The sequence below is a fragment of the Rhodococcus sp. IEGM 1302 genome, from assembly GCF_030056935.1.
Lineage (GTDB): Bacteria > Actinomycetota > Actinomycetes > Mycobacteriales > Mycobacteriaceae > Rhodococcus_F > Rhodococcus_F qingshengii.
The window spans coordinates 84,200-110,072 of the sequence record NZ_JASHKY010000006.1; the positions used below are offsets into that span (position 1 = coordinate 84,200).

The 25,873-nt window shown below is 61.9% G+C and carries 27 protein-coding genes; 16 read left to right on the forward strand and 11 right to left on the reverse strand.

All coding sequences use genetic code 11. The features are described 5' to 3' along the window. The gene (locus tag QM609_RS12605) at positions 1-1,161 is read right to left on the reverse strand and encodes a globin domain-containing protein (RefSeq protein ID WP_076948819.1); all 1,161 of its coding nucleotides are present in this window, start codon (positions 1,159-1,161) and stop codon (positions 1-3) included. Between the two features lie 235 nt (positions 1,162-1,396). Here QM609_RS12605 and QM609_RS12610 point away from each other — a divergent pair, with 235 nt between their 5' ends. Further along, entirely contained in the window at positions 1,397-2,584 is a 1,188-nt protein-coding gene (locus QM609_RS12610; protein ID WP_082845667.1) for a nitric oxide synthase oxygenase, read from the forward strand. A gap of 6 nt (positions 2,585-2,590) precedes the next feature. Here the strand turns inward: QM609_RS12610 and QM609_RS12615 are convergent, their stop codons facing one another. After that, the gene (locus tag QM609_RS12615) at positions 2,591-3,976 is read right to left on the reverse strand and encodes a CitMHS family transporter (protein ID WP_003944372.1); all 1,386 of its coding nucleotides are present in this window, start codon (positions 3,974-3,976) and stop codon (positions 2,591-2,593) included. A 93-nt stretch (positions 3,977-4,069) separates the two neighbouring features. Beyond that, positions 4,070-5,122, reverse strand: coding sequence for a Bug family tripartite tricarboxylate transporter substrate binding protein (locus QM609_RS12620; protein WP_083745029.1), 1,053 nt, complete (start codon positions 5,120-5,122; stop codon positions 4,070-4,072). A gap of 112 nt (positions 5,123-5,234) precedes the next feature. On the opposite strand from QM609_RS12620, the gene QM609_RS12625 reads away from it, so the two are divergent. Together QM609_RS12625 and QM609_RS12630 are read left to right on the forward strand one after the other, a co-directional pair. After that, complete coding sequence (locus tag QM609_RS12625) at positions 5,235-6,887, forward strand: sensor histidine kinase (protein ID WP_228232504.1); 1,653 nt, start codon at positions 5,235-5,237, stop codon at positions 6,885-6,887. After that, complete coding sequence (locus QM609_RS12630; protein ID WP_042452198.1) at positions 6,884-7,567, forward strand: response regulator; 684 nt, start codon at positions 6,884-6,886, stop codon at positions 7,565-7,567. The genes QM609_RS12625 and QM609_RS12630 overlap by 4 nt, the downstream gene beginning before the upstream one ends. 24 nt (positions 7,568-7,591) lie before the next feature. Here the strand turns inward: QM609_RS12630 and QM609_RS12635 are convergent, their stop codons facing one another. Next, positions 7,592-9,166 carry an AMP-binding protein gene (locus tag QM609_RS12635; RefSeq protein ID WP_031332006.1) on the reverse strand — a complete coding sequence of 525 codons (1,575 nt, stop codon included), beginning with the start codon at positions 9,164-9,166 and terminating at the stop codon, positions 7,592-7,594. A gap of 222 nt (positions 9,167-9,388) precedes the next feature. Between QM609_RS12635 and QM609_RS12640 the strand changes: the two genes are divergently transcribed. The 5 genes from QM609_RS12640 (at position 9,389) to QM609_RS12660 (ending at position 14,454) form a co-directional block, all read left to right on the forward strand. After that, positions 9,389-9,934: a hypothetical protein gene (locus tag QM609_RS12640; RefSeq protein ID WP_003944299.1), complete on the forward strand. Its 546-nt coding sequence runs from the start codon at positions 9,389-9,391 to the stop codon at positions 9,932-9,934. A gap of 126 nt (positions 9,935-10,060) precedes the next feature. Further along, positions 10,061-11,257 (forward strand): 3-ketosteroid-9-alpha-monooxygenase, oxygenase component, encoded by a 1,197-nt coding sequence (locus QM609_RS12645; protein ID WP_058038551.1) that lies wholly within the window; start codon positions 10,061-10,063, stop codon positions 11,255-11,257. Positions 11,258-11,308: 51 nt separating this feature from the next. Then, positions 11,309-12,490 (forward strand): acyl-CoA dehydrogenase family protein, encoded by a 1,182-nt coding sequence (locus QM609_RS12650; RefSeq protein WP_003944352.1) that lies wholly within the window; start codon positions 11,309-11,311, stop codon positions 12,488-12,490. A gap of 39 nt (positions 12,491-12,529) precedes the next feature. After that, the gene (bphC, locus tag QM609_RS12655; RefSeq protein WP_007726736.1) at positions 12,530-13,441 is read left to right on the forward strand and encodes a biphenyl-2,3-diol 1,2-dioxygenase; all 912 of its coding nucleotides are present in this window, start codon (positions 12,530-12,532) and stop codon (positions 13,439-13,441) included. Between the two features lie 230 nt (positions 13,442-13,671). Beyond that, positions 13,672-14,454: an IclR family transcriptional regulator gene (locus QM609_RS12660; protein ID WP_007726735.1), complete on the forward strand. Its 783-nt coding sequence runs from the start codon at positions 13,672-13,674 to the stop codon at positions 14,452-14,454. A gap of 1 nt (position 14,455) precedes the next feature. Here the strand turns inward: QM609_RS12660 and QM609_RS12665 are convergent, their stop codons facing one another. Next, the gene (locus tag QM609_RS12665) at positions 14,456-15,157 is read right to left on the reverse strand and encodes a PadR family transcriptional regulator (protein WP_003944324.1); all 702 of its coding nucleotides are present in this window, start codon (positions 15,155-15,157) and stop codon (positions 14,456-14,458) included. A 240-nt stretch (positions 15,158-15,397) separates the two neighbouring features. Here QM609_RS12665 and QM609_RS12670 point away from each other — a divergent pair, with 240 nt between their 5' ends. The 3 genes from QM609_RS12670 to QM609_RS12680 all read left to right on the forward strand — a co-directional run bounded on the left by QM609_RS12670 (position 15,398) and on the right by QM609_RS12680 (position 16,642). Then, the gene (locus tag QM609_RS12670; RefSeq protein ID WP_007726733.1) at positions 15,398-15,898 is read left to right on the forward strand and encodes a flavin reductase family protein; all 501 of its coding nucleotides are present in this window, start codon (positions 15,398-15,400) and stop codon (positions 15,896-15,898) included. A 112-nt stretch (positions 15,899-16,010) separates the two neighbouring features. Beyond that, positions 16,011-16,397 carry a nuclear transport factor 2 family protein gene (locus QM609_RS12675; protein WP_003944423.1) on the forward strand — a complete coding sequence of 129 codons (387 nt, stop codon included), beginning with the start codon at positions 16,011-16,013 and terminating at the stop codon, positions 16,395-16,397. Next, positions 16,397-16,642 (forward strand): hypothetical protein, encoded by a 246-nt coding sequence (locus QM609_RS12680; protein ID WP_003944366.1) that lies wholly within the window; start codon positions 16,397-16,399, stop codon positions 16,640-16,642. The genes QM609_RS12675 and QM609_RS12680 overlap by 1 nt, the downstream gene beginning before the upstream one ends. Here QM609_RS12680 and QM609_RS12685 read toward each other — a convergent pair. Beyond that, positions 16,615-17,100, reverse strand: coding sequence for a flavodoxin family protein (locus QM609_RS12685; RefSeq protein WP_003944338.1), 486 nt, complete (start codon positions 17,098-17,100; stop codon positions 16,615-16,617). The two genes, QM609_RS12680 and QM609_RS12685, sit on opposite strands and share 28 nt — an antisense overlap. Before the next feature lie 119 nt (positions 17,101-17,219). Here QM609_RS12685 and QM609_RS12690 point away from each other — a divergent pair, with 119 nt between their 5' ends. Both QM609_RS12690 and QM609_RS12695 read left to right on the forward strand, forming a co-directional pair. Beyond that, positions 17,220-17,654 (forward strand): nucleotidyltransferase domain-containing protein, encoded by a 435-nt coding sequence (locus tag QM609_RS12690; protein ID WP_037131485.1) that lies wholly within the window; start codon positions 17,220-17,222, stop codon positions 17,652-17,654. Then, complete coding sequence (locus tag QM609_RS12695; protein WP_042452206.1) at positions 17,651-18,328, forward strand: nucleoside/nucleotide kinase family protein; 678 nt, start codon at positions 17,651-17,653, stop codon at positions 18,326-18,328. The genes QM609_RS12690 and QM609_RS12695 overlap by 4 nt, the downstream gene beginning before the upstream one ends. On the opposite strand, the gene QM609_RS12700 is transcribed toward QM609_RS12695, so the two are convergent. Continuing rightward, on the reverse strand, positions 18,306-18,926 hold the full coding sequence (locus QM609_RS12700; RefSeq protein ID WP_042452208.1) for a TetR/AcrR family transcriptional regulator: 621 nt from the start codon (positions 18,924-18,926) through the stop codon (positions 18,306-18,308). The two genes, QM609_RS12695 and QM609_RS12700, sit on opposite strands and share 23 nt — an antisense overlap. 91 nt (positions 18,927-19,017) lie before the next feature. Here QM609_RS12700 and QM609_RS12705 point away from each other — a divergent pair, with 91 nt between their 5' ends. Both QM609_RS12705 and QM609_RS12710 read left to right on the forward strand, forming a co-directional pair. Next, positions 19,018-20,388, forward strand: a complete 1,371-nt coding sequence (locus QM609_RS12705) for a cytochrome P450 (RefSeq protein WP_080726744.1) — start codon at positions 19,018-19,020, stop codon at positions 20,386-20,388. Between the two features lie 72 nt (positions 20,389-20,460). Next, on the forward strand, positions 20,461-20,703 hold the full coding sequence (locus tag QM609_RS12710) for a hypothetical protein (RefSeq protein WP_064114255.1): 243 nt from the start codon (positions 20,461-20,463) through the stop codon (positions 20,701-20,703). Positions 20,704-20,760: 57 nt separating this feature from the next. On the opposite strand, the gene QM609_RS12715 is transcribed toward QM609_RS12710, so the two are convergent. Next, positions 20,761-21,948: a DICT sensory domain-containing protein gene (locus tag QM609_RS12715; RefSeq protein WP_064114263.1), complete on the reverse strand. Its 1,188-nt coding sequence runs from the start codon at positions 21,946-21,948 to the stop codon at positions 20,761-20,763. A gap of 320 nt (positions 21,949-22,268) precedes the next feature. Continuing rightward, the gene (locus QM609_RS12720) at positions 22,269-22,580 is read right to left on the reverse strand and encodes an STAS domain-containing protein (protein ID WP_228232503.1); all 312 of its coding nucleotides are present in this window, start codon (positions 22,578-22,580) and stop codon (positions 22,269-22,271) included. Between the two features lie 423 nt (positions 22,581-23,003). Here QM609_RS12720 and QM609_RS12725 point away from each other — a divergent pair, with 423 nt between their 5' ends. Continuing rightward, positions 23,004-24,437: an FAD-dependent oxidoreductase gene (locus tag QM609_RS12725; protein ID WP_054187130.1), complete on the forward strand. Its 1,434-nt coding sequence runs from the start codon at positions 23,004-23,006 to the stop codon at positions 24,435-24,437. Between the two features lie 186 nt (positions 24,438-24,623). Here the strand turns inward: QM609_RS12725 and QM609_RS12730 are convergent, their stop codons facing one another. Both QM609_RS12730 and QM609_RS12735 read right to left on the reverse strand, forming a co-directional pair. Beyond that, entirely contained in the window at positions 24,624-24,926 is a 303-nt protein-coding gene (locus tag QM609_RS12730) for a hypothetical protein (RefSeq protein WP_042452216.1), read from the reverse strand. A gap of 115 nt (positions 24,927-25,041) precedes the next feature. After that, positions 25,042-25,872: a mycofactocin-coupled SDR family oxidoreductase gene (locus QM609_RS12735; RefSeq protein ID WP_076948795.1), complete on the reverse strand. Its 831-nt coding sequence runs from the start codon at positions 25,870-25,872 to the stop codon at positions 25,042-25,044. Between the last annotated feature and the right edge of the window lies 1 nt (position 25,873).

The window sequence follows — 25,873 nt, forward strand, 5'->3', positions numbered from 1 at the left end:
TCAGTACGTCGGGTCGTTGCGAACGGTGTCGACGTCGATGCCCACTGCGCGAAGCCTGAATTTGGTGCTGTTGACCATGGATTCGCTGCCGACGACCTGGATGTCGTAGCCCGCCCAGTCCCCGAACGAGGTCACGACCTTACCGACCTTGCCGACGATGCGCCGCTTCATGCCGATCGGCGGCAGTGGCTCCGCTTCGGTGTGCCACCACGGATTCTCGTCTTCTTCGGAGACCGGGATGATCGTGAGCCACGGGTACTTCTCTGCCAGCTTCCACAGATGTGGAAGGTCGTAGAGATCGCACGGATGCTGTCCGGAGTAGAACAGGTGGACCTTGCGGGTGTTGCCGCGTCGGATCAGCTCGAGTATCTGAGCGCGCAGCGGAGCCACTCCGGTTCCCGACGCGATCATCAAAAGGTCCTTGGAGTTCTCCGGAATCCCCAAGGCGCCGATGGGCGAACCGACCACCCAGGTGTCACCGACAGCGGTCTGGTTCACCATGACCGGGCTGACCCACCCGCCGGTGACCTGGCGGATGTGGAACTCGAGGATTCCGGTCCCGTCGTACGGCGTGGCCGGAGAGAGGTAGCGCCACATCCGTGGCCTCGCGGCGACCTGCACGCTGACGTACTGACCGACGCGGTACTCCATCGTCTGGTCGAGTTGCAGCCGCACGACGGCGACGCCCTTGATGACCGGGCGGCATTCGATGACCGTGGCACTCCACGCGGGCGGACCGTCTTCCGCGTTGGCGGCGTCCATCATCGCTGCCGAGATGATCGCGAGCGCGTTGCGCCACGCGCTGTCGACCTCGTCTGTCCACATTTCGGCGCCACCGAAAGTCTCGAGTGCTTCGATCAAGGCATTGCCGACTGCCGTGTAGTGCTCGTCGGTGACGCCGTACTTACGGTGATCGCGGCCGAGCTGAGCGAGGTACTCGAGTATCGCGTCGGACTCGTCGAGGCGTTCGACGACGTGAGCGATAGCGCTGACAAGCCGGTCACGCTGCACATCCATCGCTGCCGGAAAGAACTCCCGGGTTTCGGGCGATCGAGCGAACAGGATCGAATAGAAGGTACGGGCGAGCCGTTCCGGACCATCTTCTACCGCAGCGACGGATTTGAAGCTCGACCGGACCAGAGAGATTGCTTGCGAATCCACGCTCATCCTCGTCCCGACTAGACGCGGCAAGACCCGCCGCGGAATTTCGTCTGCAGCTTATGTCACAAATGTCTGACTCGTAAATCATTCTGGACAAGTGTCACAATGCGACCCCATTTCGCGGTGTGACCGTCCCTTTCTTATTCTTGCGTGCAAGATAAACAAGAGCTTCGACACTCTCGATCGCCGAGCTAACGTTCAGCGAAATCTCAACCAGCCAAACAGGAGTCGTGCCGTGGATTTTGTTCGACAGGACGAATTGCCCACCGATAGCGGGCTTACGTCCCAGATCGCCTCCACTACCCCGACGCTGACCGAGCTTCAACGTCGGGAACTCGAGTGCGTCGAATTTTTCGACTCTCCGGAACTGGGCCACCTCCCGACGTCTCGGCGGCGTGAGGCCTTGCGTGAACTCCATCGGACCGGCACCTACACGCACACAGCGGAGGAATTGCTCGTCGGCGCCAAACTCGCGTGGCGAAACCACGCCAGGTGCGTCGGTCGCGCGCATTGGCGGACCCTCAAACTCATCGACGCGCGCGATGCCGTCACGGCTTCCGCTCTCGCCGAAGCATGCTGGGAGCACCTGCGACTGTCGACCAACGGCGGCGCTCTGCAGTCGGTCGTGACGGTCGGACCACTCCCCCGCGAGGACGGTCAGGAGTACCGAATCCTCAGCCCGCAACTGATCCGCTACGCCGGCTACCGGCAGCCTGACGGCACCATTCTGGGCGACCCGTGGCACGTCGATCTGACTGCTCAGGTCACCGCGATGGGGTGGAAGGGCGCCGGTACGCCGTTCGACGTTCTCCCCGTACTGATTTCGGTTCCCGACGAACCCCTGCAGTACTTCGACGTCCCGACCGACCTGATTCTCGAGGTCGAGATCGAGCATCCCGAATACAGCTGGTTCGCTGATCTGGGGCTTAAATGGCATGCCGTCCCTGCGGTCTCGGACATGAACCTCGACATCGGCGGAATCGTTTATCCCTGCACGCCGTTCAGTGGTTGGTACGTCAGCACCGAGGTAGGCGCACGCAACTTCAGCGACACCGATCGCTACAACATGTTGCCCACCATCGGAGCGATGATGGAGCTCGACATGAGCCACGACCGCACGCTCTGGAAGGACCGCGCACTGGTCGAACTGAACCGTGCAGTTATCCACAGCTACCGCAAGGCCGGCGTCATCATGGTCGACCATCACACTGTCGCAAAGCAATTCATCGATCACATCGCGCGTGAGGACAAGGCCGGGCGCAAGTGCCCGACCGACTGGTCATGGGTGAACCCGCCCATGTCCAGCTCGCTCACGCCGACGTTCCACCGCCTGTACGACGAGCCCGATCTCGACATCCGGCCCAATTTCGTGACAAAAAAGAAGAAGGGCACCGACCAAGGCCGGTGCCCCTTCCACAACTGATCGCGCTCAGAAGGGGATCTGCCCCAATCCGACGCCGACCACGAGCATCGTGATCGAGATCAGGCCCGCTCGCCACAGAACCTTCTTGTGGTGATCCGCCAGAGAAACACCGGCGAGTGTGACCAGTAGCAGGATCGCCGGGACCAGCGGGCTCTGCATGTGCACGGCCTGCCCGGTGATCGAGGCGCGCGCCATCTCCACCGGCTCGATGCCGTACTGCGCTGCAGTCTCGGACAGCACCGGCAGCACACCGAAGTAGAACGCGTCGTTGGTCATGAAGAACGTGAGCGGGATACTCAGGACGCCCGTGATGACGGCGAGGTGCGGGCCCATCGCGTCGGGGATGACCTGCAGCAGCCATTCTGCCATCGCCTCGACCATGCCGGTTCCCTGGAAAACGCCGGTCAGCACCGCTGCTGCCAGCACCATCGCGACCACCGAGACGATGCTCGACGAATGGCGTGCGATTGCTTCACCCTGATCCTTGACCGCCGGGAAGTTCACCGCGAGGGCGATCGACGACGCGATCATGAACAGCACCGGGATGGGCAGGATGTCCATCACGAGTACGACGAGAAGGATCGTCGTCAGCGCAGCGTTGAACCAGAGCAATTTCGGCCGCAAGGTGTCCCGCTTGGGGTCGAGGCCGTCGATGAATCGTCCGGTGTCGCCGCCGTCGTCCTCGGAGTCGTTCGAGCCGCCGGTGCCGGCGCTACCGGTGCTGGAACTTCCACCGTTTCCGACCTTTTCGAGGATGCGCTCAGAAGTCAGGACCAAAGTCCCGATCCTGCGGCGCTCCATGATCCCGAGGTGAATCGCGAATCCGAGCACCATGATCAGGCCGACGATCAACGACGGCACCATCGGCACGAACACGTCGGAGGGTGAGAGTCCCAGCGCGCTCGCGGCCCGGACGGTCGGGCCGCCCCACGGAATGATGTTCATCGTCGCGTTGGACAGGCCGGCGATCACCGTCAGAACGACGGGACTGACACCGAGTTTGAGGTAGAGCGGAAGCAGCGCCGAGGTCACGATGATGAAGGTCGTCGAACCGTCTCCGTCCAGCGAGACCACCATCGCGAGCACTGCGGTTCCGACCACGAGCCTCATCGGATCGTCTCGCACCATCCGCAGGATGAGCTTGACCAGCGGATCGAAGAGGCCGACGTCGATCATGATTCCGAAGAAGATGATCGCGAAGAACAACAGCGCCGCGGTGGGTGCGAGCGACTTGATGCCGTCGGTGATCATGTCGCCGATTCCGAGGCCGGCCCCGGCAAGTAGTCCGAAGGCCACCGGAACCAGAGTCAGTCCCACCACCGGGGTCGCGCGTTTGGTGAGAATCAGGAACATGAACACCGCAACCATGAGGAAGCCGAGTGTGACGAGCATGATGAACTCCTTTAGTGCTGAATTGCCGAGAAAAACGGCACGGCAAATCGAGCCGGTGACCTTCGTGGAGGTGAAACGAAACTTCGGTAGTGCTCAGTTGATGCCGGGCGGATCGAGTGTTGCGTCGACGAACCGGGATTGATCGATGAGGAATGCGGAGAACTCGGGTTCGGTGAGAACTGCACTGTTCCAACCGTTTCGGCGAGACAGCTCGTTCCAGCGCGGGCTTGCCGCCAGATCCCGCACCAAATTCTGCAAGTGCTGACGCTGATCGTCCGTCAGGCCCGGCGGCGCCATGAGACCCCGCCAATTGGTGAACGTGACGTCGACGCCAGACTCCGCCATCGTGGGCGCATCCACCGCCGGGGTACGGGCCGGCGAACTGACCGCAAGGACCCGAACCGTGCCTGCCGCAATTTGATCGAGGTATTCACCGATACCGGTGGCGGCTACGTCGACCTGCCTCGTGAGCAGTGCGGGAAGCAGTTCGCCGCCGCCGTCGTAGATGCGGTACGGGGAGCGCGACGGATCGACGCCGACCGCCCGTGCGAACAGAAGGCGGAACAACCCGTCCGGTCCACCTTCACTCGAACCACCGCCGATCGAGATCGACGACGGATCCGCCACCCAGGCCTGCGTCAGATCGGCGAGAGTTTTGTACGGTGAATCTGCTGGAACCAGTAGCGCTTCCGGTTCTTCGACGAGTCTCGCAATCGGTGTCACGTCGGCAAGTGTGTGCTCGGACGGCAGTATCTCGAGCGAACCGAGAACTCCGAGCCCCATGACCATGAGTAGGTCGGGATTCCCGCTTTCGAGAGCCAACCGGTTGAGTCCGACGATGCCGCCCGATCCGGGCAGCACAACGACGTCGGCGTCGACGGTCCCTTCGTCGGCCAGTGCTTGCACCATGGTCCGGGCGGTCAGGTCGTAACCACCACCGGCCACCGAGGGCACCAGTACGCGCAGTTCTTCGGAACTCTCACCCGCTCGGCCACCGGCGAAGAAGGACTCGACCGGAGTGCATCCGGTCGAGAGCACGAGAGTCATCGCGCAGGCACCGAGCAGGGCGATATGCCTGCTCAGCCGCTTCGATGTGCTCATGGCTTCGTCCTTGTCTGCCGGTACCGATGTGTGAACAGGTTTCATACTGACGCACTTTGTGACTGGGGTCACCATTGGGAAAGCAAATTGATTTGTGCTCATTGTGCTCACGAACGGCCACTTTCCCGGCATCGAACTGAAGGCTAGGGTCTGGCTGGTGTCCTCAGGAAACGAGCAGGCGGAGCGAGAGAGCAAGTCGTCTCTGTTTGCCCGACTGTTTCGCCGCCGGCACACTCTGGCGACACAACTTCTCGAACTGCAACTTCTGATCGTCGTTGCAGTTCTCGTGTGCGTCACCGCCCTCTCCCTCGCACAGTCGTCCGCGAGTTTCCAACGCGAGGAGGGACGTCGCGCACTCTCGGCAGCGGAATCGCTCGCAGCCAATCCGGCAGTACGCGAGCTACTCCCCCAGGCGCAGACCCGTCTCCGCTCCGGACTACAAGGTTCGGTCGACTCGGTACGCGCCATCTCGGGCGTCACCTACGTCTCGCTTGCCGACGCCGACGGCAGTGTCGTCATTTCGACGCGTCCCGGTGATGTCGGCATCGACGCACGTCAGACGGAGGATCGGTCGTGGACGGGTTTGGTCGACACGCCCTCCGGCAAGGCCGTGGAGGCGCACGTTCCGATTCTCGGCAGCGAAGGAGCGATTACCGGAACCGCGATCGTCGGCATCGAGTACCCCTCGATCTGGACACGGCTGCTGCAGTCTGCACCGAATCTCCTGGTATACCTCGCGGTGGCATCCCTTCTCGGCGGCGTCGGGTCGATCCTGTTGGCCCGCAGGGTAAAACGGCAAACCCTCGGCATGGAAGCCGGCGAGATCCTGGACCTGGTTCGCCAACGTGAAGCAATGCTGCGCGGTCTCAAGGAAGGCGTCATCGCATTCGACGCGCAGGGAAAGGTGGTGCTGATGAGCGACAGTGCCCACCAACTCCTCGACATCCCACGCGGCAGCGCCGGTAGATCGGTGCGGGACCTCGGTCTCGACGACCGCCTCCAGAGTGTACTGACCTCCGGCACAACCGAATCCGATCAGTTGGTTCTTGTCGGCGATCGCCTGCTCGTCCTCAACACCGTCTTGATCGAATCGAAAGGCCGCACCATCGGGTCGGTCACCACTTTCCGCGACCGCACCGAATTGCGCTCCGTGGAAGAAGAACTCGACGTGACCAAAACCAGCACCGACGCACTACGCGCCCACATCCACGAGTTCGACAATCAACTGCACACCATCTCCGGCCTCATCCAGCTCGGCGAGTATGACGAGGTGGTCGGCTACGTCGAGGGTCTGACCATGGAGCGCGCGCAGGTCAGCGCGACCGTGACCGAGAAGATCGCCGACGTCGGCACCGCCGCACTCGTGATCGCCAAGATAGGCGCCGCTGCACAGGGGTTGGTCACGGTCGAGCTGGCGGCGGACACGCATCTGGAACCGGTGGACCGCAGACTCGGACGAGATCTCGTGACAGTGGTCGGAAACCTCGTCGACAATGCCGTCGACGCCGTCGGCGAGATGCCGGAAGCCTCGCGCCGCAAGGTTCGGTTGTCGATTCGGGGCCGTGGCACCGCGGTCGAAGTTCGGGTCGAGGACGCCGGCCCCGGTATCGCGCCGGAGAATCGCGACAGGGTGTTCGGCCAGGGCTGGAGCACCAAGGGACAATCGAGCGACGGACACGGTTTCGGTTTGGCGCTGGTGCGCCTGACGTGTCGTCGGCGGGGCGGCGACGTCACCGTGAGCACTCGTTCGGCAGAGGACATCGAGTGGACTGTCTTCAGCGCAGTCCTACACGACGGAGAGGGCGCATGATCCGGGTACTGGTGGTCGACGACGACTTCATGGTGGCGAAGGTGCACAGCGGATTCGTCTCGCGGATAGACGGTTTCGAAGTGTGCGGCGTTGCCCATTCGGCCGAGACCGCGCTGGCCGCAGTCGGTGAGTTGCAACCCGACCTGGTTCTTCTCGACGTCCACCTGCCCGGCACCACCGGACTCGATCTGATCGCCCCGTTTCGCGAGCTGGCACCGGAGCTGGATGTTCTTGTCATCACTAGTGAGCGTGAGGCCGGCTCGGTCAAGAAAGCGCTGCGCAGCGGCGTCGTGCATTACCTGATGAAGCCCTTCACGTTCGAGGTTCTCCGTGAGCGTCTCGAGCGGTACCGATCGACATATGCGAATCTCGACAGCTCCGGCGAAGCAGAACAGACAGCAGTGGACGAGGCCTTCGGTGTGGCAGGTGGCGCGCCCGGGGCGTCGTCCCACAAAGGTTTGCCCAAAGGACTCAGTCCTGAGACCCTTCAGCTGGTCGAGGCAGCACTACGAGACGAAACCGAACCCGCCTCGGCCACAGATATTTCCGAGAGGGTCGGCATCTCACGCGCGAGCGCGAGGCGCTACCTCGAATACCTCTACGAAACCGGGCGGTCCACCACTTCGCTGAAATACGGAGTGGTGGGCCGCCCGGAACGTCGTTACGTCTGGAAACGCTGACCCTTCGCTACCCGACGCTGGTTCCTAGACCGCGCGGGCGCTGGTCTCCCAGTACCGCGCACGCAGCGCCTTCTTGTCCAGCTTGCCCAGCGGTGTCAGCGGAAGGGAATCCACGAAGTCGATGCTCTTGGGAGCGTGAACCGAACCCTTGGCCGCCTTCACCTTGTCGACCAGTTCCTCGGTGTCGACGGTCAGTCCGGCACGAAGTACGACACAGGCCTTGACGGCTTCGCCCCACTTGTCGTCCGGCACACCGACTACCGCCACCGACGCGACGGACGGGTGCGCCGAGATCACGTCTTCGATTTCGCGGGGGAACACGTTGAAACCACCGGTCACGATCATGTCCTTCTTGCGATCGACGATGGACATGAACCCGTCCTTGTCCTTGCGCGCGATGTCGCCGGTGTGCAGCCAACCACCCCGGAACGCCTCAGCGGTTTCGGCCGGCTTCTTCCAGTAGCCCTTCATGATCAGCGGGCCACGGACGCAGATCTCACCGAGTTCTCCCTGCGGCACCTCGTTGAGGTCGTCGTCGAGCAACCGGACGTCGAGCCACGGCACCGGACGCCCACACGTGGCGAGGCGGGCCGGATCGTCGGCGAGGTGTTCTTCCTTGCGCAGCACCGAAATAGTCATGCCGCACTCGGTCTGACCGTAGAACTGGAAGAAGATCTGACCGAACTTCTTGATGCCCTCCTGCAGTCTGGCGGGAGACATCGCGGACGCTCCGTAAAACAGCGTCTGCAAACTCGAGACGTCCCGCTTGGGCAGATCGGGGTGGTCCATGAGCATGTAGATCATGGTGGGCACCAACATGGTTGCCGTGATCTTGTGCTTCTCGATCGCTTCGAGCACAGCACCTGGCTCGAAGGCAGGCAGGACGATCAACGCACCGCCGCGCAGCAAGGTCGGGATGAAGAACGCTGCACCTGCGTGTGAGAGTGGCGTGCAGATGAGGAAGCGGTTGTCCTCGGGCCACTGCCACTCCGACATCTGGATCTGATTGAGCGCAGCACCCGAACGGAAGGATCCGACAACACCTTTGGGCTTGCCGGTCGTTCCACCGGTGTAAACCATGCTGCTGGCGTCTTCGGCGTCGACGTGCGCTGCCTTCAGCGGCGCGGGCTCGAACGTGGCAGCCAGCGCGAGGATGTCGATTCCCACCTCGGACGGCCCCATCGAGAGCACGTTGGTCAACGAGGGTGACGACGCCTTCAACTCGGCGGCACGCTCTTCGAAGGCATTGGGATCGAAGATCAGCGTCTCGATCTCGGCGTCGTCGACGATGTACTTGTGGTCGTCGAGCGATCCCATCGGGTTCAAGGCGCTCGCCCGGCAGCCGGTGATCATGGTCGCGCCCATACTGATCAGAACCTCGGGGCGATTCTTCGACAGCATCGCGGTGCTGGTGCCCTGAGTGATTCCCAAAGACGCGAGCGCCTGGGCGAAGCAGCTGATCTGATCGCGCATCTGACCGCCGGTGAGGATCACGTCGCCGAGGTACAGCGCGGGCTTGTCGTGATTGCGTTCCAGAGCGGTGATGAGCAGGTCCGGACCGTATACCGGTCGGTGCAGGTCAGCGAACTCGTCTGTCATCTGGTCTTCCTTCTGCTCGGCGCGTGCAGTCATCGAGATGTGCTCCCGGTCACGGATACGATATCCAGAATTGCACAAAACTGGAACAGGTTCCACCTCTTCGATCGAATCCGAGAATGCTCCCGATCAGCGGGAAGCCCGTCGTCACCCGCGAGAGCGGTGGTTAGCGTCGATGTACCCACCGAGACGACAGCGTCTCGGTCGCGTCCAACGGAGAGTGTCATGACTACCAACCTCGGTACCGCCCACTTCACGGCAACTGCTCCGCGTACTGCCACCACGCTCCTCTCCGATTTCGACTCGTTGTACGGCACCGTGCGCTCGGCACCCGACGGGGCCGTCGTCGAGCAGGACGTCGTGTTCTTCGGACGCCCCGATCCAGGCGCACTGCTCACCGGATCCGTGAGGGCGCTGAGTTCGACACTCGAGCGGATCACCGAATACCACGACCAGACCGGGCATCTGGTGGCCGAGGTCTTCGTCCGGGAAGCCCCGACAGCGGGCACCGGAACCGATTCCGTTGCCGCCCTTGCTGATTTCGCTGCTCGTCGTTACGGCTCGGCGTCACTACGACGCTTCCGCGGACGTTGCACCGCGACTTCCACGGGAACAGATCTGCACTGCTCCGTGACAGTGCTCGCGACGTACGAGAAGGACCACGAGAGCGTGGCCGACGTAGCTCTGGTCGCCACCGATCCCGCTGGGGTCGTCACTGCCCGGGCCTGGGCGACTTACGCGATCGACGATGTGGCGACACTCGCGAGCTGAATCTCTGCAGGTCACCGAGTAGGCGTTCCATCCAGCGGGAACTGCCGTATCTCCAGCGGACGCTTCGTCGTTGTATGAGACGGATCACATCACTGGAGCGTCGCAAGACGCGGCTCGGAGGAAGACATGGCACTCGGAACCGGCCCACTCACCACTACGGACACCCCGACGCAGACGGGCGCCGGCGAGGAAATTCGAGAAATCGAAGCGGCAGCGCCTCCCGCACGGTTCGCACGTGGATGGCACTGCCTCGGACTGAGCAATACCTATCGCGACGGTCAGCCCCACCAGATCGAGGCATTCGGCACCAGCCTTGTCGTCTTCGCCGACAGCAAGGGCGACATCAAGATTCTCGACGCATACTGCCGCCACATGGGTGGCAACCTTGCTCACGGAACCGTCAAGGGCGATTCGATCGCCTGCCCGTTCCACGACTGGCGTTGGGGCGGTAACGGAAAATGTACGGCGATCCCCTACGCACGACGCGTTCCGCCGCTGGCCAAGACGCGGGCATGGATCACTCTCGAGAAGAACGGTCAGCTGTTCGTCTGGCACGATCCCCAGGGAAATCCCCCGCCCGCCGAGGTCACGATCCCCGACATCGAGGGCTTCGGAAGCGATGAGTGGAGCGCCTGGAGCTGGAACACGCTCACCATCGAAGGCTCTCATTGCCGCGAAATCGTGGACAACGTCGTGGACATGGCCCACTTCTTCTACGTTCACTACTCGTTCCCCAAGTACTTCAAGAACATCTTCGAAGGTCATGTCGCGAGCCAGTACATGGAATCGGTGGGACGTGAGGACGTCATCAGCGGCACCAACTACGGCGATCCCAACGCTGTGCTCCGTTCGGATGCTTCATATTTCGGACCGTCGTACATGATCGACTGGATCAAGAGCGAAGCCAACGGGCAGATCATCGAGACCGTCCTGATCAACTGCCACTACCCGATCTCGAACAATGCGTTCGTCCTGCAGTACGGCGCGATGGTCAAGAAGCTACCCGGTATGGACGACGAGTCCACTGCCGCGATGGCCGCGCAGTTCACCGAGGGCGTCGAGATGGGATTCCTTCAGGACGTGGAGATCTGGAAGAACAAAGCTCCGATCGACAACCCCCTGCTCTCCGAGGAGGACGGCCCGGTTTACCAGTTGCGTCGCTGGTACAACCAGTTCTACACCGACGTCGAGAATGTCACGGAAGACATGACGAAGCGCTTCGAATTCGAGATCGACACCACCCGCGCAGTGGAGAGCTGGAAGCGGGAAGTCGCCGAAAACGTTGCCGCACGCGACGCCCAGGCACTCGAGACAACCTCCTGATCCGCAGTCGAAAACACTGCTGAGACAACCAGACTGGATGCAAGGAACAACATGACGTACGAAGTGCTCGAACAGATCAACGCGATGGCCGACGACATCTTCGCCGAAGGCATCGAGGCCGAGCGGATCGGCCGGGTGGCCGACGACACCGCCAAGAAGATGAAGGCAATCGGTTCCATCCGCATGCTGCAGCCCAAGGAACATGGCGGCATGGAGGCGCATCCGCGCGAATTCGCCGAAACCGTCATGCGGATGGCTTCACTGAACCCGTCGGCCGGCTGGGTCCACGGGATCGTCGGAGTTCACCCGTGGCAACTCGCGTTCGCGGATCCCAAGGTGCAGCAGGAGATCTGGGGATCCGATCCCGACACCTGGATGGCATCGCCGTACATGCCCGGCGGAATGTGTATCCCCACCGACGGCGGCTACAAGTTCTCCGGTCGCTGGCAGTTCTCCTCCGGTACCGACCATTGCGACTGGGCATTCCTCGGCGCGATGGCGTGTGACAAGGACGGCAACATGGAGATGCCGCCGCGCATGCTCCATGTGATCATTCCGCGCACCGACTACGAGATCATTGAAGACTCGTGGGATGTCATGGGACTTCGCGGCACCGGCTCCAAGGATCTCGTAGTCAAGGATGCGTATGTCCCCGATTACCGCGTCATGGACTGCGACGAGGTCATCGACGGCACGGCAGTGCGCAAGTACGGGCGCACCGAGACGCTGTACCTCATGCCGTGGTCGAACATTTTCCCCCTCGGAATCACCGCCGCCACGATTGGCATCTGCGAGGGAATGCTCTTCCACGCCAACGAGTACCAAGCCGATCGCATCAACGCGCAGGGCACGGCGATCAAGGACGACCCGTACACCTTGTTCGCCATCGGTCAGGCAACCGCCGACATCCGGGCTGCGCGCGACACCCTGCTTGCCAACGTCGACCGCATGTGGGATCGAGTGGACGCTGGCAAGGAAGTGACCTTCGAGCAGCGCGCGGAGGGACGTCAGACTCAGGTACAGGCCGCCTGGCGCGCCGTCAACGCAATCGATCAGGTCTACCCACGCTGCGGTGGCAACGCATTGCGGATGGACAAGCCGCTTCAGCGATTCTGGCGCGATGCTCATGCTGGACAGCATCACGCAATTCACGTGCCGAGCACCGTTTTCCACGCCGCATCACTGAGCCGTCTCGGCGCAGACCCGCAGGGTCCGCTGCGGGCGATGATCTGATCAGACTTCGACACAAGAAATCGACAGGAAAAAGACACGATGACACGCACTGACATCAAGGGACTTGGCTACGTCAAGATCTCGACCAACGACATGGCACGTTGGCGCACTTTCGCTTTCGACGTTCTCGGCTTCGCCAAGGGCAGTGGGCCGGACGAGAACGCGCTCTACCTACGACTCGACGAGCGTGCTGCTCGCATCGTCGTCGTCGAGGGTGAGCGCGACGAGATCGTCAACATCGGTTGGGAGGTCGCCGACCACGCCGCACTGCGCCGCGTTCAAGAAGCACTCGAAAAGAACGGCACCGAGGTCGAGCAGCTTTCGCTCGCCGAAGCAGATGCTCGACGGGTCGAAGAGGTCATCGCCTTCACCGATCCCGGCGGAGCAGCCATCGAGGTCTTCCACGGAGCGATCCTCGACCACAGCCCCGTGGTGACGCCCTTCGGCGCTCGATTCGTCACCGGCTCACAGGGTCTCGGCCACGTCGTACTCCCCGTCATGGACAGTGCTGCGAGCTTCGACTTCTACACCGAGGTGCTCGGCTTCTACCCGCGCGGCGCCTTCCGCCTGCCGGCCCCGCCTGAATTCGGGCCGCTGCGAATCCGTTTCATGGGCGTCAACGAGCGTCACCACAGCTTGGCCCTGTGCCCGGCACCGCACGGCGGCGCACCCGGCCTGATTCACATCATGGTCGAGGTGGACACCCTCGACGCCGTCGGCCAGGCACTCGACCGCGTGATGAAGGACGGATTCTCCGTGTCGTCGACCCTGGGTCGTCACACCAACGACAAGATGATCTCCTTCTACGTCCGCGCACCCGGCGGCTGGGACATCGAGTTCGGCACCGAGGGCGCGAGGGTGGATCAGGACTCGTACTCCTCCGAGGAGATCACCGCTGACAGCTACTGGGGCCACGACTGGTCCGGAAGCGAACCACTGGCAGCTATGTAGTACCCGCCGGTGGCGATCAATACCTGCCGGTGGCGATGTAATACCTGCCAGTAGTTAAACGACGAGGGGGTTTGCGCGAGCATTCGCGCAAACCCCCTCGTCGTTTCCACCGCGACGCGCCCGAAAACAGACCGGTGATCCACTTCACAAATCCGTAACTCTATGACACTATTTCTAATTGAAATAGCCAGTTCACTGGTTGTGGAGCTCTAAGAGAAGTGAGGTACACGATGACACTGCAGGCTGTGGATGCTTTAGGCGCCGATTCGGCCCCGACAGCAATTCTCGATCGCGTCTCGCTGGTTCTCGACGCCTTCGACGGTCCCGGCAGGTTGACGCTCGCTCAAGTCGTTCGGAGCACAGGCCTTCCCCGCTCGTCTGCCCACCGCATGCTCGAACGTCTCGTCTCGATGCGTTGGCTGCGTCGCGACGGCCGTGACTACGAACTCGGTATGCGCCTCGTCGAACTGGGATCGCTCGCGGTTCATCAGGACCGCCTCCACGCTGCAGCCATGCCGCTTCTCCATGAGCTCTACCGAGTCACCGGATTTGTGGTTCACCTCGGCATCCTCGACGGGCCCGATGTGGTCTACATGGAGAAGATCGGCGGACGCCTCGCCGCCGCAGTGCCGACGCGTGTCGGTGGTCGACGCCGCGCCGAGACCACTGCGATCGGTCAGGCACTGCTCGCGTTCGGTTCGCCGAAGTCCTCGGGCTACGCACTGCCCCACCTCGCCAGAATCCGCGAGTCCGGGGTGGCCTTCGAATCCGGAAACGGCCTACCGGGATTCAGCTGTCTTGCGGCACCGATCGGCCCCATCGGCCGCGCCGTCGCCGCGGTATCCATCTGCGCGCCGTCGAAGGCCCTCCGCCTCGACCACGTCAGCGCAGCGCCGGTCCGTATGGCGGCCGCTGCAATTTGGCGAGGCATCGACGGCGGATCGCTGAGCGTCACTCCGACTTTGCAACGTCGTCATCTGCTGCGCAACATGCCGACCGCAGCCGGGGCCTGACTCAGATACTCGAACCGTTGCCGGTGAGCCCGGCTTGCTCGAGCGCCAACACGTACTCCTCGACGTTCTTCCATTTGCCAGGCGTCGAGGGCAACGGTGATCCCAGTCGGTCGTGCTCGGCGACGTTCGCGAACTCGGCGGTCGCACGATCGATGTCGTCGAGCAGTTCGCGAGCAAGTTCGATCTCGGCTCGGAAGTACCGTTCCGACCATCGCAACGTCATGACCGGGAACGACCAGGCCGGCTCGTTCTCGGCATGATCTGCGTGGAGTTTCGCGCGTCGAATCTGCTCTTCGACATTGGCGATGTGGGCTTCCACCAGCGCCTTCAGTCGCTCGGGCTCGTTGAGGTGTCCCATCCACAGACGCAACATCACACCGTGCTTGAGCACCGGAACTTCCACCGGTGCCTCCCGTGACCACGTCCGGACGGCGTCGGTTCCTGACTGAGTAATGGAGTAAAGGCGCTTGCCTCGCACCCCTGGTTCGGAGACGACCCGGGACTCCACGAACCCGATGCTTTCGAGCTTCTTCAGTTCTGCGTACACCTGGCTGATGGACGGGCTCCAATAGAAGAAGCCGACACTCCAGTCAGCCCACTTCTTCAAATCGTTTCCGGTCAGCTCCTCCCCGAACGTCAGCATCCCGAGCACTGCCCAGCTGGTAGCGGGAAGTCCTCGGGACACGTCATCAGGTTCGGACATGCCCGAAGTCTAACAATCACTGGTCATTTGCTGGTTTCGTAGAATCCGAACGGACCGCTGAGCGGGATCAAATTTGCTCGAAACCCCTCCACCTGCCACTCGGTCGGTCCTGACCCGTGCCGAGAAGCCATTGCTGCCATTGAGTGGGACTGCCGCTGGATTACGGCCGCGGCGCCACACATCGTTGCTTCTGAAGCTGTTTGCAGAGTTTTGAACAAAAGATTTGAACAAGGAGACGACATGACCGTGGAAAACGCCGAGCCGCCAGTTCTGGACGGACGCACACTTCGCAACGTGATGAGCAATTTCTGCACCGGCGTCACCGTCATCACCGCTCACGACGGAAATTCACCCCTCGGTTTCACCTGCCAGTCCCTGGTCTCGGTATCGCTTGATCCCCCGTTGCTCTCGTTCTGCCCGGCGAAGACGTCGACAAGTTGGCCGAAGCTTCGCGAAACGGGAACTCTCTGCATCAATGTTCTCGCCCACGATCAGCAGGACATGTGTTCGGCGTTCGCTCGCGGCGGGACGGACAAGTTCCTCGGCGTCGAGTGGGATGCCGCCGGCAACGGTGCTCCGGCGCTGAGCGGCGCGCTCGCCCGCATCGAAGCAACGGTCGAGCAGGAGCACGACGCCGGTGATCACACCATCGTCGTCGCACGCATCACCGATCTGAACGTGCTGCGCCACGACGGTCCGCTTCTGTTCTACCGCGGCGGGTTCGGACGCTTCGACGCCTGAGTGCTCAGGCTGTCCCGCTGCGTGGGAGATGCCGGCGCCGAATCGAGCCCGCACCGATAGCGTCCGAAGTAGTTGTCAGACCCTGAACTTCTCGACTGATCGGACTAACTCGATGACCACTCTCGAACCAGACACCACGGCCGCGATCACGGCGACGGTTACCACCTACCTCGACGCCGTGGCTCGCGGATCGTCAGCGGACATCGCCGCCCTCTACGCCGAGAACGCGACGCTCGAAGACCCGGTCGGCAGCGAACCCCGCGTCGGCAAGGCCGCGATCACCGAGTTCTACGGCGCTCTCGAGGGCGGTTCGCAAGAGACGGAACTGCTTACCTTGCGGGTGAGCGGATCCAGCGCGGCCTTCCACTTCCGCGTCGTCACACCGGTGGGCGATCAGGTCTACGAGGTCGAGCCGATCGACGTCATGACTTTCGACGAGGACGCCAAGATCACGAGCATGCGCGCCTTCTGGTCACCGGCCGATCTGATTGCACGCTGATGCGTCAGGTCAGTTGCCGCAACTGCGGAAATCGCGTCCTCGTCGAGAAGTACAGCGAAGCGCACACCAGCGTCCAATGGCTCGAAGAGTCGCAGGAAGTGTGCCCGGAGTTGGGTCGCGTGAACAGCCGTGCCAACGCTCAACGGACGTGTGGCGCTCTGCGCCAGACGATCAACGACCTTGCCGACGCCGGTGAGCTGGAGATGAGCCTGCGCAGCTACCCGGTGCCGGGCAAGCTGTCCTGAACGCTTCCGCGTAGCATTTCGGCGAACATGCGCGCCGATTCCAGGTCGTCGGCGTTCGGCCGCCCCTTCCGGATACCGCCGAACGGCTTGAACGGGAGATAGGTATCCCACGCACGGGACGAGAAGGCTGCGACCACATCGAAGCCCTTCTGTTCGAGCAACTGAACCAGTGGACGCGAGAAGCGATGAATCCCCTTGTCAGGAAAACCACTGGTGGCGAAGACAAAAGCCTTGGATCGCCGTTCTTCGGGGAGTGCCTCGACGAACGAGCGTAAATCTGCGTGGTACGAGCGTAGGTAGATGCCGGAGCCGAACCCCACGAGGTCGTAGTCGGCGAGCTGCGCGGCGTCGATGTCACCGGGCTCGACCACGCGAGCATCGAGAACTTCTCCGATGACGTCGGCGATCAGCTTCGTATTGCCATGGGAGACAGAGGTACACACGATGATTGCTTTCATCGGCTGAGTTCTCTCATTTTGGACATACGCATCCCTCCGCCTGGTTTGTCACTGACAGTTCCAGGATAGAGGCCCCGGCGAAGCTACGGAGAAGGGTGGCGATGGGGAATGATGCCGGTATGTCAGCACGATTGAAGGGGCGAAGACGTGCGGTGAACGCGCTGCTCGTCGACGTCGAACGATGGGCCGCTGAGCACGATGACGTCAAAGCTGTAGCGCTGGTCGGGTCCTACGCGCGCGGCGCGGAGCGTATGGCGAGTGATCTTGATCTGATGATCCTGGCCGACGACGCGAACGCGCTCGCAAATGAAGACTGGTTCGACCGGCTCCGCCCCGACGCGCGATTCATCAGAGCCGCCAACTGGGGACCCGTCCGAGAACGACGCTTCCGCCTACGGTCCGGTCTTCTCGTCGAACTGAATTTCGCGAGCGAGAGCTGGGCCGACCTTCCGCTCGACGCGGGCACTCGACGCGTCCTCGAAGACGGCCACCGAATCCTGTACGACACCGGGCCTCTTCGCGTCGCTACGAGCGCGGGAAGAACTGCTCGATGAGCACCAAGACGGTCTTCGAGACCTTGGCCGCCGAAATAAACGCGCTGCGCGGCTCTCCCGTCGTCGCGATCGACGGCGTCGACGGGAGCGGCAAGACGACATTCACGAAAAGTCTTGCAGCACAGCTAAATGAACGCCCCGCCATTGTGATTCACGTCGACGACTTCCTCAATCCGCCGGAGATTCGCCATCGCAGAGGTCGGCTGTCACCGGAAGGCTTCTGGCTCGACAGCTACGACTACGACGCCCTCGAGCGTCATGTTCTCGCCCCTCTGAGACCGGGAGGTAACCGCGAGTACCGACCACGACGGGACAGCGACGCGTACTTGCATGCAGCCGACGGAGCCGTAGTCCTCGTCGAGGGACTCTTTCTGCATCGGGACGAATTTGCTTCCCGATGGGACTATTCGATCTTTCTCGACGTGCCCTTCGAGATCACCGCCGAGCGAATGAACCTTCGCGACGGAACGAACGCGGATCCGGAACACCCGTCGATGAACCGTTATGTCGGCGGCCAACGTCTGTACTTCGCGGCTGCAGAGCCCTGGACCCGCGCGGACAGTGTCATCGACAATTCAGACCCGAAACTGCCTCGAATCACGACACATGCCGCCCACTGGAGTTGGCAGTCCGCATCGCCGGCCCCGCGTTTCATCGGTGCGCTGTGGATGTGAATTGGAAGGTTGCGGCATCCACGATCTCAGCGGGCGTGATGTCGATTTCGCCGTTGAGCCAGGCCGTCACCAATTCGGCCAGGCCGCCCACGAACAGTAATCCGTTGATCTCACCCTGATGGGGAGGCCAAGCTCGATCGCCGTACAAGAGCGCAGCCTCGTCGGCCACCATCTGCGCGAACCCACGCAGCGCTCCCCGCCGGTGAGTGCGCAGCGGCTCGTAAGCCACCGACTCGACCATCGCGACACGCCCTTTTCGAGGATCGTCCGTCAGGATGTTGACGAACGAAGCAATGGCGCTCCGCACGCGCTCCTCCCGTGTCCCCTCGGTCGTTCGGAGTGCAGCCATTCCGGCCACGCGCACCTCGTCGACGATTCCGTCGAAAACCTGCTGGAGGAGTTCGTCCCTGCTGGTGAAACTCTCGTAGAAATATCGCTCTGTCAGCTTGGCATGCGCACAGATGGCGGTCATGGTGGCACCCTGCCTGCCCGCGGCCGCAAACACGTCCAGTCCTGCTGCAAGCAAGCTTTCACGCCGAAGCGCGGCCCGCTGCTCACCACTCAGACCGGCATATCGACGGGGCGTGGGAGAAGCCATGAGTCGATCTTGACAGACGACGCGACTGTGACGCAGACTACCCCCATCTGACAGGCGCCACTGTCAGATGCAAACGGAAGGCAGGTACGTGATGTCGAAAATCCTGGCCGCTCCACCCATCCGGTCGCAGTTGCGTCCCATCTCAGGCAATTCGGGACTACCCGGAATAGGGCAAACTTTCGAATACATCCGCGACCCTCTCGCTCTGATGCAAAAACGCTGGGATCGTTACGGCGAGGTCTCGTGGTTCTCGATGGCCGGTAGACGGTGGGTCGCAGCCCTCGGACCCGACGCATGCCAAGAAGTTCTCCAGAACAAGGACCGCGCTTTTGTCAACAGCGACGGTTGGTCAGTGCTCATCGGCCCCTTCTTCCACGGGGGTCTGATGCTTCTCGACTCCGAAGAGCACCTACGACAACGACGCATCATGCAACAAGCCTTCACGAGATCGCGCCTCGAAAAGACCGTGGACGTGCTGAATCCCGCGATCGCCTCCGCGCTCGACGCCTGGACTCCGTCCGATGGGTTCCGCGCCTACACCGCCCTCAAAGCTCTCACACTCAACCTGGCGACCGACATCTTCATGGGCGGCGCGGAAGGGACCACTGAAAGCGAAATCGACTCTGTGAAAAAAGCTTTCGTCGATTGCGTGCAAGCTGCAACCTCGGTGATCCGTTATCGAGTTCCCGGCACCAGATGGAAGCGCGGCCTCGACGGGCGCCGAACCCTCGAAAACTTCTTCCGCCGCTACCTACCTGCGCGCCGTTCACGCGAAACCGACGACCTGTTTTCCGTTCTCTGTCACATCGAATCAGACACCGGACAGCGCTTCAGCGACGGCGAGGTGATCGATCACATGATCTTCCTGCTGATGGCCGCACATGACACCTCCACCATCACCATCTCGACAATGATGCAATATCTCGGCCAGAATCCGCAGTGGCAGAACAGATGTCGGGCGGAATCACTCGCACTGAGTACGTCGACGCCGAGCTATGCCGAACTCGACCAACTCGCCGGCTTGGACCTGGTGATGAAAGAATGCCTCCGACTCGTCGCTCCCGTGCCGGTCATGGCTCGCCGAGCGGTGTGTGACACCCAGATACAGGACCACTTCGTACCCGCTGGGACCTACGTGTCAGTGGTGCCACATTTCACTCACCACATGCCGCAGTACTGGCCCGACCCCGAACATTTCGATCCCGAACGTTTCGCGGACCACCGACGTGAAGACAAGGTGCACCGGTATGCCTGGGAACCGTTCGGTGGAGGCGTGCACAAATGCCTCGGCATGCACTTCGCCGGCGTCGAAATCAAAGCGATCATGCACCACCTGCTCACACGCTTCGATTGGCAGGTCGCGCCCGGCTACACCGCCCCTCTCAACTACATGTCCTTGCCGTTCCCCTCCGACGGACAGCCGATCGATCTGAAACCACTCACGACTTCTCATGACCGGTAGCGACCGAACCGACGTCAGGATCGACTCGCACATGACTACCGGCACAGACGCTTTCGAAATCCAGAGGAAAACATGAGCACTCGGCCTGCCCGAAACCGGCATGCACGCGCTGCTCCGAAACCAGAGGTCGTCGCAGCGGCGGAGTTCCTACTCGCAGAATCCGACGCCCATGTCTTCCGTCGCCGCTATCTCGAACTGCTCACCCACACCACAGCACCGGATGGCGCAACCGTCACGGACTACACGGTCGCCGAAAGGTATCTACTCAACTCTGCAGCAAAGAGACGTGCTGCGCGGCGCCCGGCCAATCCTTAGCCACGATCGCCGGTCGGGCAGCGCTCGCGGCGAACGTCGAGAACCTCGGCACCGGTTTCACGAATTCGTCGTGGGGTAACGACGAAGAATAGAGTGCGCTGCCTGGGTGACGGCGGTGCGATCGTAGGTTTGCACGAAGTCGAAGGTCCGCTCGAGATCTGGACCGTTGTCATGAAGATCTCGCGCCGACAGCATCGCCGCATGGTGCGGTCCCAGAGTGACGACCGTCCACTCGTTGACGAGATCATCACCCGGGTCGAGCGGCGCGTGTTGAACTTTACCGTCGAGCATCACGGACAGTCCGACACCGTAGACACCGGCAAACCCTACGGTATCGGCGAGGTGACGCCACCGTGCTGTTGTGGATGCGGTGAAATGCTCGGCTTGTTGAAAGGTGCCCAGAACAAGCATCGAGGAACCGGATGTGGCGGCTTGCGCTTCGAGGGACTTGCTCAGTTGGATCAACAGACGCTTGGTACCGCGCCGGATCCGGCTGTGAGCAGACACGATCGAGTAGGGAGTGCCCACCTCGGGGATGGGATCACTCCACACCGGACTGTCGGGCATCGCGACGACCGGTTCGGACAACAGTGAACTCGGATCGTCGACTGCGGGATACAACTCACCCGTTCCGTATGTGGCTCCGATGGTGATTGCGGCAAGACGGGACGATTCCGAGTCGACACCCTCGGCAAGGATAATCGCGTTCGATCGCTCGACGTAGGCGCCGAGCGCGTGCACCGTCGTTCCCACTTCGAAATATGCTGCCTTGGAAAGCAATTCAGCGGAAGTGATAATGATGTCGGGTTCGACCAAAGACAGAAGTGTCGCCGAGTGCCTGTCGATGCCGACACCGTCGAGTGCAATCAGACGCCCGCCCGCGCGGGCTTCTCTGATCACTGCCAGAGAGTTGTGGGGATCGGTAAGCACCGATGCGCTGTCAACCGTGATGACGATCCGTTGCAGATTTCTCGTCGCTCCTTCGATACCAGGAGCGTTCAGAGCTGCTCGGGAAGCCGAGTCGACTGCCACCAGCAACGGCAGGCGATCCGCGACGGTGCATGCGAGTGCAGTACGGGACATGGCCAGTTTGTGACTGTCGAATTCCGAGCGTTGCTGCATCAATTGCGAGGCGCGACGGAGGGCATGCGCCGAACACAGAGAGGAATTGTCAGGCCCACGCAATTGCAACTCGGCGCCTGCAAGTGCGTGGTCGTCGAGGCGGCGTATCGGTGCGAACTGCATGCTTACTTCCAGACCAATCACATCGGAGAACTGGGTGATCGGAGAATTCGACGATGTCGAACCGTTGCTGGTGTCATACGCCATGGTGTGGCTCTTCACTACGAGTCGGGACCACCAAGCGTTCATGCGGCCGGACGCGTCGATGGCGGCGCCGGCTGCTCGACACCGAACGAGACTACCGCAAATCTCGGCGCAACCCGGTGACGACAACCTGATCCCGCGCCGCAAAGTGCACATCGACACGCAGATCAGACCAGATACCAAGTCAACGCGTATCGAGCACTGCTCACTTCACATCGTTCGTGGGAGTTGTTTCCGGCTCAAGCACCGAGAGCATCAGCGGTCGACGTGGCATCGCCCGCAATGAGTTCGGAGGCGCCGAGAGCCTGAAAGATCATGGAGACCGCTCGCGTCGGGGCAAACAAGCGAATGCGGTTGTTGCCACGCCCCGCAGCATCGACAACGGCATTCGCCACTCCGGACGACATGAAGGTCACGCCGGAGAGATCGACGTGAATATCGGTTCCGACCAGGAGAAGTCGGTCGAGCGCGTGCACCAATTCCACCCGCTGACCCATGTCCAATTCTCCGGCAAGTCTCAGTACCGCATACGAAGGGGTGTAGCTTTCCACGTCGATACTGTACCGATGCCCTTCTCGGCCGGCGCTGTCAAAGAGATCGAGAACATTTGCAGCTGAAGAACGTTCGTTGATCGTAGTCATGAAAGCCTCTTGTCTGGACTCGGCGTGCCCCACCGCCCGAATCAGCGATGAATCACTGTGCGTCGGATAACCAACCGTGTCGGTCACTGCGTTCCAGACGAACTCTGCCACCGGCAGGTTTCGCCGACACAACCACATCTATAACGCTAGGGTCTCGAAAACGTCACAGCGCGATATCGCACTTTTGGCGCCACCCCCGACGCACTGAACCGCTACCTCGCCTGGCCCCCGACGTGCCTGCGGGGCGACGTCTCTGCGGCGTCGACCACTGGCTTTCTCGCTCATCGGGAAGGTGGGTTCGCCGCACCACCATTCCGCAATACCTTCTGTGACATGGATAACATTGTCGACGTACTCGTCATCGGATCGGGCGCTGCCGGATCGGCCGCAGCGCTCCAAGCGCACGCCGACGGCGCATCGGTCGTGATTCTGGAAAAGAGCGGACCTGATTCCGCGGGCGGCAACACTCGACTGTCCGGCAGTGGATGGTTCGTCAACCAGGACCCCGCTGCCGCCCGAACCTTCCTGCGTTCGTTGAACGGGGAGTTCCCCGTTGCCGAGGACGTCATCGATGCCTGGGCCGAGAACACTCACGGACTGTCCGACTGGATCCGCAGTCTGGGTGCAACTGTAGCGATGACCGGCGATTTCCATTCCGCGGCAGAGTTCGCCGAACTTGACGGAAGTTCTTGTTACGCAGGGATGGACACCGTCGAAGGGAAGATGGGCAATGAACTTCTCTACCGGTTCCTCGTCTCCGCTCTCGCTGAACGCGGCGTCACAACACTATTCGACACCGAAGCCACCGGACTGCTGACGGATGAATCCGGAGCGGTGACCGGAGTCGAGATCCGTTCGGGTGAAAAGACTTCGCAGATCCAGGCACGCCGGGGCGTCATCCTTGCCACCGGAGGATTCGAAGCAAATCCGACGATGGTGCGCGACTACTTGCGTCTGGAGAATCCGAAGATCTGGGGCTCACCATCGGCAACCGGCGACGGTCACCGCATGGCACAGGCCGTGGGCGCCGATCTGTGGCACATGAACAACATGATGACCATTACGGGAATTCCCGGCGACCTCGAAAATCCGACTGGATTCTTCCTCGCACTGTGGAACGCGCACAACTATGTGTTCCTCAGCCGGGAAGGTAGACGCTTCACCGACGAGTCAGCCGAAATGCGGCATGGTCATGTGTTCAGAGAGGGTTCCTACCAACACTTTCCGGTGCAACCGATGAACGTCGTCTTCGACGAGACGATGAGGTTGGCCGGACAGCTGAGCCCCGGCCGCGACGCACTGCCCGTCGGCCACAGGGTTCTCGACGAAGGGTACGAGTGGAGCTCGGACAATCAAGCCGAGATCGACAAGGGATGGATCCTCAAGGCGGACACGCTCGCCGAACTCGCCGAGAAACTCGGACTGGACCCAACAGTCGTGGAAACGAGCGTGCGACGCTACAACGAGGCGTGCGCGGACGGCATCGACCATTCGTTCGGCCGCAATCCCGAAACTTTGGCCCCGGTGGCCACCGCTCCGTTCTACGCCGTCTCCGGGTCGCCACTGCTGGGATGGAGTAGCGGTGGGCCGCGCCGCGACGGTCATTCCCGCGTACTCGATACTGCCCGCAATCCAATTCCTGGCCTCTACGCCGCGGGCGCGGTCAGTTCCACCTACAGCGCGGCGAAGGACGGCGGATTCCACATTGCCGACGCCTTCGCATTCGGCCGTGTCGCCGGGGCCCATGCCGCCGCGCGTAAAGCTTGATATCGCCGGCCTTTCGACTGACTAGCCACGCACGATTACGTGGCTGGTCAGTTGTGGTCGATCGTCACGCAGATGAATCCTCTGCGCCGGATGAAACCGGGATTCGTACCGGGACGCTATCGTGGCAGCGTACGACATGCTCGCCGAGAGAATCCGAATCATCCGCGCCGAAGGTCTTCTGCCGATTCACACCCGAGCAGCCTTGACCTCGTCGAAGAACGCGATGACGGCTGCCTCGTTCTCCGGCGGAACAGTCAGCGATGCCCGTGGACCCGCTACCGCGATCGAGTCGTCGGCGAGCCTGTTCCCGATGGTGAGTTTCAGTCCCGACTTCGACGGTTTCGCCTTCACCGCAATGTGTTCGACATGCCAACGAGCCACTTCGCTCGTGCTCGCGGCGGTGCGGTCGAAGACCTCCACCGTGCGGTGGTCGAGGACCATCACGATGTTGATCCCGACGGTGACTTCCAGATAGCGCCGTTCCGCCACGGTGTACGCCTTTCGGTTAGGTGAAACCGACGCTACACACCGTGGCGGAACTCAGCGTGTCAAAACCTCAGCTGTTCAAGATTTCAGCTGTTCAAGATTTCAGCTGTTCGAAACCTCAGCGGGAAGAACTTCCTGCATCCACCGGCAGGGCGACCGACGTGATGTAGCGAGCCTCGTCGGAAGACAGGAACAGAGCAGCGTTCGCTACGTCCACCGGTTCGATCCACGGAATGGCGAGCATGTTCATCGTCATCGCTGCGGCAGCAAATTCTTCGCGCGTCGGGTTCTCGAGATCGGGGCGGAACTTGCCGCGCACCAACGGGTTTTGAATCATGAGGGTGTCGACGTTGGTGGGATGGACCGTATTGACGCGTACGTTGTGCGGAGCCAGTTCCTTTGCCAGCGAACGCATCAGACCAACGACTCCATGCTTGGCTGCGGTGTAGTGCGCGACTCCGACCAGCCCCCGAAGTCCGGCGATGGAGCTTGTGAGTGTCATCGATCCCCCGCCCCGCGCGATCAAGTGCGGAGCAGCGACGGTCGTGGTGTGCCACACGCCGGTCAGATTGACGTCCAGCATGGTCTGCCACATCGTTTCCGACATGGTCAGGACCCCATCGGAGGACGTGATACCAGCTGTAGCGCAGACGATGTCGAGACCACCGAGCGTTCCGACGGCCGAGTCCACGGCACTGCGTAGTGCCTCGAGATCCCGAACGTCCACTACCGCAGATTCGACCTTTCGCCCCAGCGCCCGGATCTGCGCCACTGTCTCATCGAGATCGGCCTCCGTCGCGGGCGGCGTGACTGTGGTTTCCACCGAGGTGCACACGTCGACCGCGATGATGTCCGCGCCCTCTTCGGCAAAACGCACGGCCTGAGCCCGCCCGATTCCTCGTGCCGCACCCGTGATCAGCGCGATCTTGCCTTCCAATCGAGAAGTCATC

Bases quoted from the DNA above. Each gene is read 5' to 3' on its own strand.
- QM609_RS12615 (WP_003944372.1), bottom strand. From the start codon at position 3,976: ATGCTCGTCACACTCGGCTTCCTCATGGTTGCGGTGTTCATGTTCCTG.
- QM609_RS12620 (WP_083745029.1), bottom strand. From the start codon at position 5,122: ATGAAACCTGTTCACACATCGGTACCGGCAGACAAGGACGAAGCCATG.
- QM609_RS12630 (WP_042452198.1), top strand. From the start codon at position 6,884: ATGATCCGGGTACTGGTGGTCGACGACGACTTCATGGTGGCGAAGGTG.
- QM609_RS12635 (WP_031332006.1), bottom strand. From the start codon at position 9,166: ATGACAGACGAGTTCGCTGACCTGCACCGACCGGTATACGGTCCGGAC.
- QM609_RS12640 (WP_003944299.1), top strand. From the start codon at position 9,389: ATGACTACCAACCTCGGTACCGCCCACTTCACGGCAACTGCTCCGCGT.
- QM609_RS12645 (WP_058038551.1), top strand. From the start codon at position 10,061: ATGGCACTCGGAACCGGCCCACTCACCACTACGGACACCCCGACGCAG.
- QM609_RS12650 (WP_003944352.1), top strand. From the start codon at position 11,309: ATGACGTACGAAGTGCTCGAACAGATCAACGCGATGGCCGACGACATC.
- bphC (WP_007726736.1), top strand. From the start codon at position 12,530: ATGACACGCACTGACATCAAGGGACTTGGCTACGTCAAGATCTCGACC.
- QM609_RS12660 (WP_007726735.1), top strand. From the start codon at position 13,672: ATGACACTGCAGGCTGTGGATGCTTTAGGCGCCGATTCGGCCCCGACA.
- QM609_RS12665 (WP_003944324.1), bottom strand. From the start codon at position 15,157: ATGTCCGAACCTGATGACGTGTCCCGAGGACTTCCCGCTACCAGCTGG.
- QM609_RS12670 (WP_007726733.1), top strand. From the start codon at position 15,398: ATGACCGTGGAAAACGCCGAGCCGCCAGTTCTGGACGGACGCACACTT.
- QM609_RS12675 (WP_003944423.1), top strand. From the start codon at position 16,011: ATGACCACTCTCGAACCAGACACCACGGCCGCGATCACGGCGACGGTT.
- QM609_RS12680 (WP_003944366.1), top strand. From the start codon at position 16,397: ATGCGTCAGGTCAGTTGCCGCAACTGCGGAAATCGCGTCCTCGTCGAG.
- QM609_RS12685 (WP_003944338.1), bottom strand. From the start codon at position 17,100: ATGAAAGCAATCATCGTGTGTACCTCTGTCTCCCATGGCAATACGAAG.
- QM609_RS12690 (WP_037131485.1), top strand. From the start codon at position 17,220: ATGTCAGCACGATTGAAGGGGCGAAGACGTGCGGTGAACGCGCTGCTC.
- QM609_RS12695 (WP_042452206.1), top strand. From the start codon at position 17,651: ATGAGCACCAAGACGGTCTTCGAGACCTTGGCCGCCGAAATAAACGCG.
- QM609_RS12700 (WP_042452208.1), bottom strand. From the start codon at position 18,926: ATGGCTTCTCCCACGCCCCGTCGATATGCCGGTCTGAGTGGTGAGCAG.
- QM609_RS12705 (WP_080726744.1), top strand. From the start codon at position 19,018: ATGTCGAAAATCCTGGCCGCTCCACCCATCCGGTCGCAGTTGCGTCCC.
- QM609_RS12710 (WP_064114255.1), top strand. From the start codon at position 20,461: ATGAGCACTCGGCCTGCCCGAAACCGGCATGCACGCGCTGCTCCGAAA.
- QM609_RS12715 (WP_064114263.1), bottom strand. From the start codon at position 21,948: ATGCAGTTCGCACCGATACGCCGCCTCGACGACCACGCACTTGCAGGC.
- QM609_RS12725 (WP_054187130.1), top strand. From the start codon at position 23,004: ATGGATAACATTGTCGACGTACTCGTCATCGGATCGGGCGCTGCCGGA.
- QM609_RS12735 (WP_076948795.1), bottom strand. From the start codon at position 25,872: ATGACTTCTCGATTGGAAGGCAAGATCGCGCTGATCACGGGTGCGGCA.